Below are 12,868 nucleotides of genomic sequence, written 5' to 3'. Positions count from 1 at the left end.
TCCACCGGATGTCGTGCATGGGGACCTCGTCTCAAGTGCTTCGTCGGCTTGTCGAGCGGTGCGGAGAGGACTCCGCCTGAAGCGAGGTTATAGTAAAGGTTCTTTCCGGTAAAGACCTTTCCAATTGATTTCTGCAGAGAAGTCCGCAGGGCCCCTGCCTGCGGGCTCAGTACCAGATGCTGAGCGTGGGCGCCGGGTCCGCGTGCAGGGCTCGCCCGAGAGCTGCGACGGACGCCACGTCACCCTGCACCCGGCCGGATGCGGCGAGCTGGGTGAGCGGCACTCCCCCGGCATAGACGCTGGACAGCGTCGCGACGTCGAGCGCGAGGTCGGGCGCGGCATCCGTCGCCTCGAGCTCGGCAGCGCCGGCCCCGTCGACGCGCAGCCGCCACGTGCCGTCCGCGAAGCCGTACCCGTCCTCGACGCGGATCACCGTGTCGAGGGATGCCGCATAGCGGCGCGCACGCAGTGCCGCGGGCGCGTCCAGGATGCGCAGCCAGCCGTGGTCCCGCACCGCGACGTCCACCGCGTGCGGATTCGCCACCAGGCGCACCACCGGGTCGTCGACGGGACGCAGGTCGGCCTCGATCCGATCGACGAGGTCGTGATTCACCGCGAAGCCCCACAGAGCGCTCAGCGCCTCGTCGGTCTCGGCGACGAGCTGGCGGACCATCATGCTGTTCCGGAAGGACCCGGGGAGCTCCTTCAGCGTGTACGCGATCGCACCGCGCACGACGCCGTCGACGTCGCGGTAGTGCACGCCGCGCGCGTTGGCGTCCTTCTTGGAGCCCGCGCCCAGGCCCGCCTGACCGAGCCATCGTCCGCGCCAGCCCGCGATCTGTCCGGCCCGCGCGAAGCGGGCGCGCTCGTGGAGCTCCCCGAGCTCCCTCGCGAGCTGGTCGAGGCCGACGTACTCGAGCCTTCCCGGCGCCTGCGGCGCCCGCCAGCCCGAGGTGCGCGCGTCCACTGCGATGCGCGACACCGGCACGGCCGGCCCGAAGCCGTAGCGGCCGTAGATGGTCGCCTCCGTCACGGTCAGCCCGGCCATCGGGACTCCCGCGGATGCCGCGGCGCGCAGCTCGCCCTCCAGCAGTCCCCGGGCGATGCCGCGCCGACGATGCGTCGCGGCCACCGTGACCATGCTGATCGCCCACATCGGGATCGCGCTCCCCGCGTCACCGCCGGGAAGGGACATCGATGCGACCCAGGAGTTCACGGTGCCGACCGGCAGCGCCGAGGCCACTGCATCCGTCTCGTACACGCCTACGTTGCGACGCCCCTCCCACGTCTCGCGCATGCGCTCGATCTCCGCATCGGAGGGAGCACCGCCGAGGAATCCGCGCTCAGCGGCCTGCGCGAACGCCACGGCGGAGGCGTAGTCGGCGATGTCGACGACGCGGTAGTCGAAGCCCTGCTCTCGCAGCCTCCGCACGGACTCGGGATCGGCAGGGACGGTGCGGGCATCGACGGAGTTCACCCGCCCAGACTACTCAGCGGGCAGCGGAACCGGTCGGTGCGCAGCGGCCCGGGTCAGTGCGCGGCGGCCTGGGCGGCACGCAGACGCGCGAAGACCTGCTCGCGCAGCTCCTCAGGAGCGCTCTCCTTGCAGGCGCGGGCCACGACCTCGGTGAGCGTCGTCGCGACCAGCGCCTCGCTCCGGCAGAACTCGCAGTTCTCCAGATGCTCGCGGATCTCGGAATGCTCGGTCGTGCAGATCTCGTTGCGGAGGTACTCCTCCAGGTCAGCTCGCGCCTTCTCGCAGCCGCAGTCGGTCATTTTGTGCTCCTCGGTTGAGCCGCCGCAATTCCTCGCTCGGCGGCATAGTCTGCCAGCAGCTCGCGGAGCATGCGCCTGCCACGGTGCAGGCGGCTCATCACGGTGCCGATGGGGGTCTTCATGATGTCGGCGATCTCCTGGTAGGAGAACCCCTCGACATCTGCGAGGTACACCGCGAGGCGGAAGTCCTCGGGCACCTGCTGCAGCGCGTCCTTGACGGCCGAGGCCGGCATCCGGTCGATCGCCTCGGCCTCCGCCGAGCGGCTGTGGGATGCGGTGGTCGACTCCGCCCCGCCCAGCTGCCAGTCCTCGAGGTCGTCGATCGTGCCCTGGAAGGGCTCGCGCTGACGCTTGCGGTAGATGTTGATGTAGGTGTTCGTCAGGATGCGGTACAGCCACGCCTTCAGGTTCGTGCCCTGCGTGAACGAGGACCACGCCCCGTACGCCTTCACGAAGGTCTCCTGCACGAGGTCAGCCGCATCGGCGGGATTGCGCGTCATGCGCATCGCCGCCGCGTAGAGCTGATCCATGAAGGGGATCGCCTGCTCCTCGAAATCCCGTCGAGGGTCCGCGGTTGTCGTCTCGTCCATCACCGGCCAGTCTAGGCGGGCGAGCACCTCCTCAGCGGAGGAGTCGACAGCATCCGTCGTCAGCGTCGCGGACATCCGTCACCTCTTCTCTCCGTGTGTCGCAGGCTTCACTAGGCTTAGAACCGATGAGCACTGACCGGTATTCCCCCGCCCCCGCCCGCGGTGCGTACCGCGCGCCGGAGAGCGGACGCCCCGTGCACGCCTCCGTGACGATTCCCGGCTCGAAGTCGCTGACGAACCGCGAGCTGATGATCGCCGCCATCGCCGACGGACCCGGCCACCTGCTGCGGCCGCTGCACTCGGACGACTCGCGTCGCATGATCGAGGCGCTCCGGCTGCTCGGCGTCGGCGTCGAGGAGGTCGCCTCCGACGGAGAGTTCGGCCCCGACCTCCTCGTCACCCCCGCTCCTCTGACGGGCGGCGTCACCATCGACTGCGGCCAGGCCGGCACGGTGATGCGCTTCATCGCCCCGCTGGCAGGCCTCGCCGCGCAGGACGTGCACCTCACCGCGCACGAGACCGCGCTGCATCGCCCGATGGGCGCACTCATCACGGGCCTGCGCGATCTGGGCGTCGACATCGACGACGAGGGCACCTGGTCGCTGCCGTTCACGGTGCGCGGGCACGGTCGCATCCGAGGCGGCAGGGTCGAGATCGACGCCTCCGGCTCGAGTCAGTTCGTCTCGGGCCTGCTGCTCGCGGCGCCGCGATTCGACGTCGGTCTGCACCTCATCCACACCGGTGAGCACCTCCCCAGCCTCCCGCACATCGACATGACCATCGAGTCGCTCAGCCGTCGCGGAATCCGCATCGAGCGTCCCGCCGTGGGCGAGTGGCTCGTCGAGGCCGGGGTCCCCCGCGCGAAGGACGTGGCGATCGAGCCGGATCTGTCCAACGCGGCCCCGTTCCTGGCCGCGGCGATGGTCACCGGTGGCGAGGTCACGGTGGCGGGATGGCCGCTGCACTCCACGCAGCCGGGTGCGCTGCTGCCGGAGATCCTGCACGCCATGGGCGCGCACACCAGCCGGCACGCGGGTGCACTCACCGTCAGGGCGGGTGACGGGATCCGGGGCCTCGACATCGACCTGTCCGCGGCGAGTGAGCTGACGCCGACGATCGCCGGACTCGCGGCGTTCGCCGACGGCCCCACGACGATCCGCGGGGTGGCGCACATCCGCCGGCACGAGACCGACCGCATCGCCGCGCTCGTCGGCAACCTGCGCGCCCTCGGCGGCCAGGCCGAGGAGCTGCCCGACGGCCTGCGCATCACCCCCGTCCCTCTGACAGGCGCGGTGTGGCCCGCCCATCACGACCACCGGATGGCGACCACGGGCGCGCTGATCGGACTCCGGGTGCCCGGCGTCGAGATCGACGACATCGGCACCACCGCGAAGACCCTTCCCGAGTTCACGATGCTCTGGGAGCGGATGCTGACGGGCGCCACCGCGTGAGCTGGCTGGGCGACGACGACGAGGACTCCGACTTCGAGGAGTTCGACGAGAGCAGCATCCGGTCGCGTCCGAACCCGAAGGCCAACCGGCCACGCACCAAGCGGCGCCCTGCACATGAGGACGCCGAGATCGGTCGCATCCTCGGCGTCGACCGCGGCAGGTACAGCGTGCTGATCGGCGAGGACCGGGCCGATGAGCGCACCGTGACCTCGGCCCGCGCGCGCGAGCTGCGCCGCACGCCGATCGTCACCGGCGACCGGGTCCGGGTCGTCGGCGACACCTCGGGCGATGAAGGGACGCTGTCCCGCATCGTGGGCATCGTCGATCGCACCTCGCTGCTGCGCCGCAGCGCCGACGACACCGACCAGGTGGAGCGGGTCATCGTCGCCAACGCCGACCAGATGCTGATCGTCGTCGCTGCGGCCGACCCGGAGCCGCGCGCCCGTCTGGTCGACCGCTATCTCGTGGCGGCCCTGGATGCCGGCATCCGCCCGCTCCTGGTCGTGACCAAGACCGACCTCGCCGATCCGTCGGATTTCCTGTCGCACTTCGACGGCCTCGACCTCACCGTGTTCACCAGCGCCCGCGGGCAGATGCCCGTGGACGAGATCGGTGCGGCCCTCATCGGCCACTCCACGGTGTTCGTCGGCCACTCCGGCGTGGGCAAGTCGACGCTGGTGAACGCGCTGGTCCCGGGAGCGGGCCGGGCCACCGGGCACGTCAACGAGGTCACCGGCCGCGGACGGCACACGTCCTCGTCGACGGTCTCGCTGCGCTATGTCGCCGATGCCGGGCGAGGCTGGGTGATCGACACCCCCGGCGTGCGCTCGTTCGGGCTCGGGCATGTGGACCGCGCCAACATCCTCGCGGCCTACACCGAGCTCGCCGAGATCGCCGAGGACTGCCCGCGCGGCTGCACGCACCTGCCCGAGGCGGAGGACTGCGCGCTGAACCTGGCCGCGGCGGACGGAACGCTGGGCGAGGCGGGACGCGCTCGCCTCGAGTCGCTGCAGCGTCTGCTGGAGACGTTCGGCGGATAGGCTGGTGGCGTGACCACGACGCGCCTGGAACCCGGTACCCCCGCCCCCGACTTCACCCTGCTCGATCAGGACGGGACCAGCGTCTCGCTCTCCGGTCTGCGCGGGAAGAAGGTCATCCTCTACTTCTACCCGGCGGCGATGACGCCCGGGTGCACGACGCAGGCCTGCGACTTCCGCGACAGCATCTCCTCCCTGCAGGGCGCCGGCTACACGGTCGTCGGCGTCTCGCGGGACGAGCCCGCCACGCTGAAGAAGTTCCAGGAGCGCGATGCCCTCACCTTCGAGCTGCTCAGCGACCCCGACCACGCCGTGCACACCGCCTACGGCGTGTGGGGCGAGAAGATGAACTACGGCAAGGTGATCGAGGGCGTCATCCGCTCGACCTTCGTCATCGACGAGCAGGGCTTCATCGAGCTCGCGCAGTACAACGTGAAGGCCACCGGTCACGTCGCGCGGCTGCGCAAAGCGCTCGGCGTGGACGCCTGATCGCGAGCACCCTCACTCGTCGTCGGACGAGCGCCCCTGCAGCCGGGGATCGTCAGCGCCCTCCCGGCGCACCGTCGCGATCAGCGTGACCAGCCCCACGACGCCCACGATCCCGAGGACCAGCACGAACGTCCAGGGCGTGGGCCGGATGGTGAGCGCCGCCAGCGACAGGGCGATCCCCAGCACCTGGAACACGATGCCGCCCGAACGCGCCCACGACGCACGGCGCAGCACGCCGAAGGCGAAGGCGATCAGCGCGGCGGCGCCGATCAGGGTCAGTCCGATGAGCGCGATCCCGCTCGCCGCGGACGACGCATCACCGGCGCCGAGGGCGAAAAGCTCGATCAGGCTGATCACCGCGAGTGCGACGCCCTCGAGTCCCAGGACGACGGCTGCGATGGCGGCGGGGCCGGATCGGCGCACGGGAACTCCTCAGGGATGAATGTCACAAAAACCCTTGATTTCGCACATTCCATGTAACAAAATAGAAACAGCCATGTGCTCCCACATCGGAGTGGGGCGGGTGCAACACCCGTATGACCAGGGTAGCTGACTCCCGATCCGCTTCCCGAACTCGAGTGCCGCATCTGCGGCCACCACACCGAACATCTATCTCTGAGGAGCCATCCATGGATTGGCGCGACAAAGCGGCCTGCCTTACCGTCGACCCCGAGCTGTTCTTCCCGGTCGGCAACACCGGCCCCGCGGTCGACCAGATCGAGAAGGCGAAGGCCGTCTGCGCCACCTGCACCGTCACCGAGATCTGCCTGCAGTACGCTCTGGAGTCCGGCCAGGACTCGGGCGTGTGGGGCGGTCTCTCCGAGGACGAGCGCCGTGCGCTGAAGCGCCGCGCCGCACGTGCGCGCCGCGCGGGCTGAGCTCCCTCGCACCAGACGCGAGAAGCGCCGGTCCCCTTCGGGGCCGGCGCTTCTCGCATGCTGGTCAGGCGGCGATCCACCGCATGGGTATCGCGATGGTCACCTGCGTGCCCTCGCCCTCGGTGCCCTTCCACTCGATCGTGCCGCTGAGCTCGCCCTGGATCAGGGTGCGCACGATCTGCGTGCCGAGCCCCTGGCCGACCCGCCCCTCGGGAAGGCCGTGCCCGGTGTCGGTCACCGTCACGGTCAGCAGCTCGGACGTACGGGTCGCCTCGATGCGGACGATGCCTTCCTGCCCCGCGAGACCGTGCTCGACGGCGTTGGTCACGACCTCGGTCAGCGCGAGCGCGAGCGGTGTGGCGTACTCGCTGGGCAGCACGCCGAAGCGCCCCTCGAGCTGCGTCCGCGCCCGGGTGTTCGGGGCGGCGGCCACCTCGGCGACGAGCTTGAGCACGCGGTCGAAGACCTCATCGAAGTCGACGGTCTGGGACAGGCCGCTGGCGAGGGTGTCGTGTACCACGGCGATGGACTCGACGCGACGCATGGCCTGGGTCAGCGCGTCCCTGGCATCGTCGGAGCGCGTCCTGCGCGCCTGGATGCGCAGCAGCGAGGCCACCGTCTGCAGGTTGTTCTTGACGCGGTGGTGGATCTCGCGGATCGTCGCGTCCTTGGTGATGAGCTCCTGCTCCTGGTGGCGCAGTTCCGACACGTCGCGGCACAGCACGATCGCTCCGATCCGGGTGCCGTGGTCCTTCAGCGGGATCGCGCGCAGCGACACCGTCACCCCGCGCGCCTCCATGTCGGTGCGCCAGGGTGCGCGGCCGGTCACGACCACGGGGAGCGACTCGTCCACCTGGCGGGAGGGCGGCACGATCCGCGTGGTCACCTCGGCCAGCGACTCGCCCTCGAGCTCGTCATCGAATCCCATCCGGTTGAACGCCGACAGCGCGTTGGGGCTCGCGAAGGTGGTGATGCCGTCGACGTCGAGCCGGATGAGGCCATCGGATGCACGGGGCGCGCCGCGCCGGGGCGCGGTCGGCGCCGCGAGATCCGGGAACTCGCCGGAGGCGATCATGCGGAACAGGTCGTTCGCGCACTCGTCGAAGCTGATCTGCTGACGGGAGGGCATCCGCGCCTCGCCCAGGTTGGTGTGCCGGGTGATCACGCCCACGATGGCGCCGCCGTCGTGCTTGCGCTTGATCGGCACCGCGCGCACGCGCGTGGGAGTCTCCTCGAACCAGTCCGGCGACGAGGAATCGACGATCTCGCCGGACTCGAACGCCGACTGCACCTGCGTGCGCCACTGCGGACGCACCTTCTCCCCCACGATGTCGCGATAGAAGAGGGTCGCGGCCCCGCTGGGCCGGGAGTGCGTGACGGCCATGAAGGAGCCGTCGGCGGTCTCGATCCACATCACGATGTCCGCGGAGGCGAGGTCGGCCAGAAGCTGCCCGTCGCCCGCGAGGCGATGCAGCCATTCGACATCCGCGTCGTTCAGGCGGCCCTGGGCGTCTACGAGATCACTGAGTGTTGACACTCCCTCAGCCTACTGGGGGGCGTTCGGCGCGCAGGCGTCACAGCACGGCGAACGAGCTCGCCCGCCATCTGCCGTCGAGGCCCTCCAGACGCACCGCGACCGCACGCGTCCGGCCGGGCCCGGCGACGATGACGACCGCCTCGACGATGCCGTCGACCGGCTCCGTGACGCGAATGGAGAGGATCTGGAAGTTCGGCCGGGCCGGCGCGATGCCGCGAGCGCTGCGGGCACGCGCCGAGAGGTTCGCCCGTGCGGCCAGCGCGCGGAACGCGTCCTCGCTGAGCCAGCGGGCCAGCTGGTCGACCTTGCGGATGCCGGCGAGCACTTCCAGCGCCCCGTTCGTCAGACTGCGGAGCAGCGGGACAGGATCGGGAAGCGCGGCGCTCGGAGTCGGCTGCGGTGCGAAGTACTCGGTCAACGTCGTCGTCATGGTTCCGCGATCCCCCGGGTCGTGGCAGTCGTGCATGCTGGCATATCGGCTCGAACTCCTTGCAGTACAGCACGCGCGACGGTCTCGCGGAAGTCGCGGGCACCGATCTGTGGATAACTCGCGCACGCCCGTTCCGGGTCGCCTACGCTCATTCGGGTGGAATGGGATCACCTCTTCGCCGACCTGGAGGGTCAGCTCGCCGCCGAGTGGGAGGCGGAGCGCGCCGCACTGGATGCCGAGTCGGAGCGCCTGCGGATCTCGAAGCTGACGCTGCGCGACAGACTCCGCGCGATCGCCGACGAGCGCACCCGGATGATGCTGGAACCGGCCGACGGTGAGCGCTGGGAGTGCACGGTGCACACGATCGGCGCCGACTGGATCGGCGTCGTGCTCCCCTCCGACCCGCGGCTGCGCATCCTGCCCGTCGCGGCGGTCTCGGCGATCGGCGTCGATCACGGCACGCTGCTGTCCTCGCTCGACACGTCGGCCGCAGCATCCGCCCCCACGATGCGAGAGCGGATGACGCTCGGCTTCGTGCTGCGCGACCTCGCCCGGCGACGCACCCCGGTGACGGTGGCCCGACGCGGCGCCGATCCGCAGCACGGCACGATCGACCGCGCCGGCGCCGATCATCTCGACCTCGCGCTGCATGACGCCGGTGAGGTCCGCCGCACGCGATCGGTGCGCGGCTTCCGGATGATCCCTTTCGACTCGCTGGTCTGGATCAGGGTGGAGAGCGGCGAGACGGCGGCATCATGAGAGACGCGCCGGATCCCGGCGCCTCATGCGCGGCGCGGCGCCGGTCAACTGCGACGGTACGGAGTGGTGCCCCAGAGCTCGGGGAAGCTCGCCTCGTTGGCCTGGCGCCACAGCGCCTGGCGTCTGGCATCCTCGGACTGCTCCTCCAGGTAGTCGGCGAGGCTGGCCTCCTCGACCCGCCAGCGCGGCGGCGAACCCAGCTGCGAGCCCCGCAGACGCCCCTGCTGCACGAGATCGATGACCTCATCGACCTCGATGCTCAGCAGCTCGGCGACCTGCGCGGGCGCGAGGAAGCGCGGAGCCATGTCGGATGCTTCGGGCATGCGTTCATTCTCCCCTGCCCGGGCGGCTCACGCCCCTGAGAATCGGCCCTGTGGATAACTTTTCGGGCACCTTCATCGGATCTGTGACGATGTGTGCATGATGTCCTCGCGTGCACACCGCCCGTTCTTCGGCGATCTCCGGTTCCTGATCGGCCTCGTGCTGGTCGCGGTCTCCATCGCCGGGGTCTGGATGCTGGTGTCATCCTCGCGCCAGACGACGCCCGTGCTCCAGGCCACGCGCACCGTGCTGCCCGGCGAGAGCGTCAGTGCCGCGGACTTCCAGGTCGTCGAGGTGGGTCTGGGCGGGGTCGTCGACGCCTATCTCGCTCCGCAGGAGCTGAAGTCGGGTGCGGTCGCGACGCGCACCGTGCCGAAGGGCGAGCTGGTGCCCTCGGCGAGCATCGGCGACCGGGAAGCGTCCCGCACGACGACCATCGTCGTCAGCAGCACGGCCATTCCCGCCGGCGTGGAGGCGGGCAGTGCGGTGGAGCTCTGGCAGGCGCCGCTGAAGGATGACGGCCGCACTCGCGACGCCCCGCGCGTGCTCGTCGGCGATGCGGTCATCGGCAGGGTCGCCGAGGCGGAGGGCATGCTCAGCGAGAACCGCACCGATGTGGAGGTGGTGATCGACCGCGCGGACGTCGCAGAGGTGCTGGCTGCGATCACGGGCGGCTCCGTCATCTCGATCATCCCCGCGGGGGCGGGCTCGTGACCAGCATCCTGCTGTGCGCACCGGACGCCGAGGCCTCGATGCTGGCCTCCGATCTGGAGCTCGAGGGCGTCGACGTGCGACGACTGGACGCCTCCGAGCTGACGGCCGCCGCGCTGGACGGAGCGGATGCCCTGCTGATCGCGCCGACGCGGTCGACGCTGACCGCCGAGCTGATCGGTGCGTGCGATCGCGCGGGCGTGCGGGTTCTGCCCGTCGGCGACGCCGACACCCGGCTGGCGACGAGGTTCGGTCTGCCGGCACCGCTCCCCTACGGCACATCGGCGGCGCAGGTGCTTCAAGCGCTGGCAGCGGGCTCGCCCGGTGCCCCGACCGGCCGGCCGTCACGTGTGATCGCGGTCTGGGGTCCGCACGGTGCTCCCGGCCGTTCGACGATCGCCGTCCAGCTCGCGGTGGAGCTGTCCAGGGCGGGGCGGCGCACGGCGCTCGTCGACGCCGACAGCGTGGCGCCGTCCCTCGCGCTCGTGCTCGGACTGGGCGAGGACGCTCCCGGTCTCGCCGCCGCGTGCCGTCGGGCCGAGCTGGGGACGCTGGACGTCGCCGAGCTCTCCCGGCTGTCGAGCCCTGTCGAGACCTCCGGCGGCACGCTCGAGGTGCTCAGCGGGCTGAACAGGCCCAGCCGCTGGCCGGAGCTCGGCGCGGGTCGAGTGCGAGCGACGCTGGCGGCCTGCCGCAACTGGACCGACGAGACCGTCGTCGACGTCGCCGCGGAGCTCGATGCGGACGACGACGGCCTCGACCCGGGAGCGCCGGCCCGGCACGCCGCGACCGCCGCCGCGCTGCTGGAGGCCGATGCCGTGGTGGCGGTGCTCTCCGCCGACCCCCTCGGTGTGAGCCGGTTCATCCGCGCCCACGCCGAGCTGAGACACGTGCTGGGCGGCACACCCGTCACTGTGGTCGCGAACCGCGTGCGTCCCGGCCCGCTGGGCATCGACGCGCGCGGGCAGATCCGGCGCACGTTGGACCGCTTCGCCGGGATCGACGAGGTCGCGTTCGTCCCCGAGGATCAGCGTGCAGCGGATGCTGCGGCTCTGCACGCGCGCGCGATCGCCGACGTGGCGCCGCGTTCGCCGCTGGTCACTGCCGTGCGTCGCATCGCCTCATCGCTGGGCGCACGCGCGGAAGCGGCTACTGGCGGTAGCTCGCGAGGAAGTTCCCGAGCCGCTCGACGGCTTCGCTGAGCACCCTCGCCTCGGGGAGGGTGACGACGCGCAGATGGTCGGGGTTCGGCCAGTTGAAGCCGGTCCCCTGCACCAGCAGGATCTTCTCGGAGACGAGCAGGTCGTAGACGAGCTTCTCGTCGTCGCGGATCTCGTGCACCTCGGGGTCGAGGCGCGGGAAGGCGTAGAGGGCTCCCTCCGGCTTGACGCAGCTCACGCCCGGGATCGATTCCAGTCCCTTCCAGGCGATGTCGCGCTGCTCGTGCAGGCGCCCGGACGGAACGATCAGCGCGTCGATCGACTGCACACCGCCCAGCGCCGCCTGCACGGCATGCTGCGCGGGCACGTTCGGGCACAGTCGCGTCGACGCCAGCAGGGTGATCCCCTCGAGGAAGCCCCGGGCATAGGACTTCGGGCCGGTGATCACGAGCCAGCCCGAGCGGTAGCCCGCGACGCGATAGGTCTTCGAGAGTCCGTTGAACGTCAGGCAGAGCAGATCGGGAGCGAGCGTCGCCGTCGGCGTGTGCACGGCGTCGTCGAAGAGGATCCGGTCGTAGATCTCGTCCGAGAGCAGCAGCAGCTGGTTCTCGCGCGCGATCTGCACGATGCCCTCGAGCACCTCGCGGGAGTACACCGCGCCGGTGGGGTTGTTCGGGTTGATGATGACGATCGCCTTCGTCTGCGGCGTCACCTTCGAGCGGATGTCCTCGAGGTCGGGCTGCCACCCGTTCTCCTCGTCGCACACATAGTGCACCGGAGTGCCGCCGGCCAGCGAGGTCATGGCGGTCCACAGGGGGTAGTCCGGCGCGGGGATCAGGACCTCGTCGCCCTGATCGAGCAGCGCCTGCATGACCATCGTGATGAGCTCGGACACGCCGTTGCCCAGGAACACGTCGTCCGGATCGAAGCGCGGGAAGTCGGGGATCTCCTCGTAGCGGCTGACCACCGCACGGCGGGCGGAGATGATGCCCTTGCTCTCGCTGTAGCCGTGAGCCGTCGGGAGCGCGGCGAGCATGTCGCGCACGATCTGATGCGGCGCCTCGAAACCGAAGACCGCCGGGTTGCCCGTGTTCAGCTTGAGGATCTGGTGCCCCTCCGCCTCCAGACGCGCCGCCTCGACCAGTGCCTTGCCACGGATCTCGTAGAGGACGTTCTTGAGCTTGGACGACTGGTCCAGGGTTCGGCGGGTCATCTGCCAAGGATACCGACAGCGCAGAGGCCGGCTCGCCACGGTTCCACGCCGCCGGGTCGCCCGGAGGACGACGGAGCGGTCGTCCTTCAGTCGGCGATGACCGGCATCGAGGAGGTGCGCAGCGCCTCGGTGTGCGCGATGCGCTCGAGCCGACTGCTCTCCACGTGCCGGAAGGCGAGATCCGCGGCGCGGGCGCCGTCGCGGTCCCGGATCGCCTCGTAGAGCGCGACGTGCTCCTCGGCGATGTGATGCAGGTCGTCGTGCTGCGCGAGCGCCCAGCGCAGTCGGCTGCGGATGCCGCCCATCAGGTCGGTGAGCAGGCGGTTGTCGGCCAGATCCACGACGATCTCGTGGAAGTCGGCCGCCGCGCGGCGGGAGATCAGCTGGTCGGCGCTGCGCGCGCTCTCCTGCTCGTCCTCCAGCGCGGCGCGCAGCCGCTCCAGGCCGTCTCGGCGATGGCGCTCCGCTGCGAGGCGGAACGCCATCGGCTCGAGCACCTGGCGGACCTCGTCGAGG

Annotated in this window: 16 protein-coding genes; 7 read left to right on the top strand and 9 right to left on the bottom strand. The window is 70.6% G+C overall.

Features of this window, described 5'->3' with window-relative positions:
* Positions 1–166 precede the first annotated feature (166 nt).
* Genes BGN97_RS12520 through BGN97_RS12510 form a run of 3 tightly spaced genes read right to left on the bottom strand, consistent with a single transcriptional unit; the run spans position 167 to position 2,441 of the window.
* Positions 167–1,477: a GNAT family N-acetyltransferase gene (locus BGN97_RS12520; RefSeq protein ID WP_292701972.1), complete on the bottom strand. Its 1,311-nt coding sequence runs from the start codon at positions 1,475–1,477 to the stop codon at positions 167–169.
* Positions 1,478–1,530: 53 nt separating this feature from the next.
* Positions 1,531–1,776 carry a zf-HC2 domain-containing protein gene (locus BGN97_RS12515; RefSeq protein WP_285633503.1) on the bottom strand — a complete coding sequence of 82 codons (246 nt, stop codon included), beginning with the start codon at positions 1,774–1,776 and terminating at the stop codon, positions 1,531–1,533.
* Positions 1,773–2,441 carry a sigma-70 family RNA polymerase sigma factor gene (locus tag BGN97_RS12510; RefSeq protein WP_292701968.1) on the bottom strand — a complete coding sequence of 223 codons (669 nt, stop codon included), beginning with the start codon at positions 2,439–2,441 and terminating at the stop codon, positions 1,773–1,775. Before BGN97_RS12510 ends, BGN97_RS12515 begins: the two co-directional genes overlap by 4 nt.
* 50 nt (positions 2,442–2,491) lie before the next feature.
* On the opposite strand from BGN97_RS12510, the gene aroA reads away from it, so the two are divergent.
* From aroA to bcp, 3 genes are read left to right on the top strand one after another with little or no spacing between them, the layout of a single operon-like run.
* Positions 2,492–3,817: a 3-phosphoshikimate 1-carboxyvinyltransferase gene (gene aroA / locus BGN97_RS12505; protein ID WP_292701965.1), complete on the top strand. Its 1,326-nt coding sequence runs from the start codon at positions 2,492–2,494 to the stop codon at positions 3,815–3,817.
* Entirely contained in the window at positions 3,814–4,857 is a 1,044-nt protein-coding gene (rsgA, locus tag BGN97_RS12500; protein WP_292701963.1) for a ribosome small subunit-dependent GTPase A, read from the top strand. Before aroA ends, rsgA begins: the two co-directional genes overlap by 4 nt.
* A 9-nt stretch (positions 4,858–4,866) precedes the next feature.
* Complete coding sequence (gene bcp, locus BGN97_RS12495; protein WP_292701960.1) at positions 4,867–5,343, top strand: thioredoxin-dependent thiol peroxidase; 477 nt, start codon at positions 4,867–4,869, stop codon at positions 5,341–5,343.
* A 12-nt stretch (positions 5,344–5,355) separates the two neighbouring features.
* Here the strand turns inward: bcp and BGN97_RS12490 are convergent, their stop codons facing one another.
* A complete protein-coding gene (locus BGN97_RS12490) occupies positions 5,356–5,766 on the bottom strand; it encodes a hypothetical protein (protein WP_292701957.1) in 411 nt (136 codons plus the stop codon).
* 206 nt (positions 5,767–5,972) lie between these two features.
* Between BGN97_RS12490 and BGN97_RS12485 the strand changes: the two genes are divergently transcribed.
* Positions 5,973–6,221, top strand: coding sequence for a WhiB family transcriptional regulator (locus tag BGN97_RS12485; protein ID WP_071641453.1), 249 nt, complete (start codon positions 5,973–5,975; stop codon positions 6,219–6,221).
* 64 nt (positions 6,222–6,285) lie between these two features.
* On the opposite strand, the gene BGN97_RS12480 is transcribed toward BGN97_RS12485, so the two are convergent.
* Together BGN97_RS12480 and BGN97_RS12475 are read right to left on the bottom strand one after the other, a co-directional pair.
* Positions 6,286–7,758, bottom strand: coding sequence for a PAS domain-containing sensor histidine kinase (locus BGN97_RS12480; protein ID WP_292701942.1), 1,473 nt, complete (start codon positions 7,756–7,758; stop codon positions 6,286–6,288).
* 37 nt (positions 7,759–7,795) lie between these two features.
* Entirely contained in the window at positions 7,796–8,188 is a 393-nt protein-coding gene (locus BGN97_RS12475; protein WP_292701939.1) for an Rv3235 family protein, read from the bottom strand.
* 156 nt (positions 8,189–8,344) lie between these two features.
* On the opposite strand from BGN97_RS12475, the gene BGN97_RS12470 reads away from it, so the two are divergent.
* A complete protein-coding gene (locus BGN97_RS12470; protein WP_292701936.1) occupies positions 8,345–8,947 on the top strand; it encodes a hypothetical protein in 603 nt (200 codons plus the stop codon).
* A gap of 44 nt (positions 8,948–8,991) precedes the next feature.
* Here the strand turns inward: BGN97_RS12470 and BGN97_RS12465 are convergent, their stop codons facing one another.
* The gene (locus tag BGN97_RS12465) at positions 8,992–9,270 is read right to left on the bottom strand and encodes a helix-turn-helix domain-containing protein (protein WP_285633538.1); all 279 of its coding nucleotides are present in this window, start codon (positions 9,268–9,270) and stop codon (positions 8,992–8,994) included.
* A 97-nt stretch (positions 9,271–9,367) separates the two neighbouring features.
* Between BGN97_RS12465 and BGN97_RS12460 the strand changes: the two genes are divergently transcribed.
* Both BGN97_RS12460 and BGN97_RS12455 read left to right on the top strand, forming a co-directional pair.
* Entirely contained in the window at positions 9,368–9,982 is a 615-nt protein-coding gene (locus tag BGN97_RS12460; protein ID WP_292701932.1) for an SAF domain-containing protein, read from the top strand.
* Complete coding sequence (locus BGN97_RS12455) at positions 9,979–11,181, top strand: P-loop NTPase (protein WP_292701930.1); 1,203 nt, start codon at positions 9,979–9,981, stop codon at positions 11,179–11,181. Before BGN97_RS12460 ends, BGN97_RS12455 begins: the two co-directional genes overlap by 4 nt.
* Here the strand turns inward: BGN97_RS12455 and BGN97_RS12450 are convergent.
* Complete coding sequence (locus BGN97_RS12450) at positions 11,129–12,352, bottom strand: pyridoxal phosphate-dependent aminotransferase (RefSeq protein ID WP_292701927.1); 1,224 nt, start codon at positions 12,350–12,352, stop codon at positions 11,129–11,131. The genes BGN97_RS12455 and BGN97_RS12450 overlap by 53 nt on opposite strands.
* A gap of 86 nt (positions 12,353–12,438) precedes the next feature.
* Positions 12,439–12,868: FCD domain-containing protein (locus tag BGN97_RS12445; protein ID WP_292701925.1), on the bottom strand; the 430-nt coding region annotated here is incomplete at its 5' end.

Origin of the sequence: Microbacterium sp. 69-10, from assembly GCF_001897945.1 — a bacterium.
In the GTDB taxonomy this organism is placed as follows: domain Bacteria; phylum Actinomycetota; class Actinomycetes; order Actinomycetales; family Microbacteriaceae; genus Microbacterium.
Note: the sequence above shows the minus strand (reverse complement) of the source record. Positions and strands in the feature narration are given on the sequence as shown.

Bases quoted from the DNA above. Each gene is read 5' to 3' on its own strand.
- BGN97_RS12515 (WP_285633503.1), bottom strand. From the start codon at position 1,776: ATGACCGACTGCGGCTGCGAGAAGGCGCGAGCTGACCTGGAGGAGTAC.
- BGN97_RS12510 (WP_292701968.1), bottom strand. From the start codon at position 2,441: ATGTCCGCGACGCTGACGACGGATGCTGTCGACTCCTCCGCTGAGGAG.
- aroA (WP_292701965.1), top strand. From the start codon at position 2,492: ATGAGCACTGACCGGTATTCCCCCGCCCCCGCCCGCGGTGCGTACCGC.
- BGN97_RS12485 (WP_071641453.1), top strand. From the start codon at position 5,973: ATGGATTGGCGCGACAAAGCGGCCTGCCTTACCGTCGACCCCGAGCTG.
- BGN97_RS12475 (WP_292701939.1), bottom strand. From the start codon at position 8,188: ATGACGACGACGTTGACCGAGTACTTCGCACCGCAGCCGACTCCGAGC.
- BGN97_RS12465 (WP_285633538.1), bottom strand. From the start codon at position 9,270: ATGCCCGAAGCATCCGACATGGCTCCGCGCTTCCTCGCGCCCGCGCAG.
- BGN97_RS12460 (WP_292701932.1), top strand. From the start codon at position 9,368: ATGATGTCCTCGCGTGCACACCGCCCGTTCTTCGGCGATCTCCGGTTC.
- BGN97_RS12450 (WP_292701927.1), bottom strand. From the start codon at position 12,352: ATGACCCGCCGAACCCTGGACCAGTCGTCCAAGCTCAAGAACGTCCTC.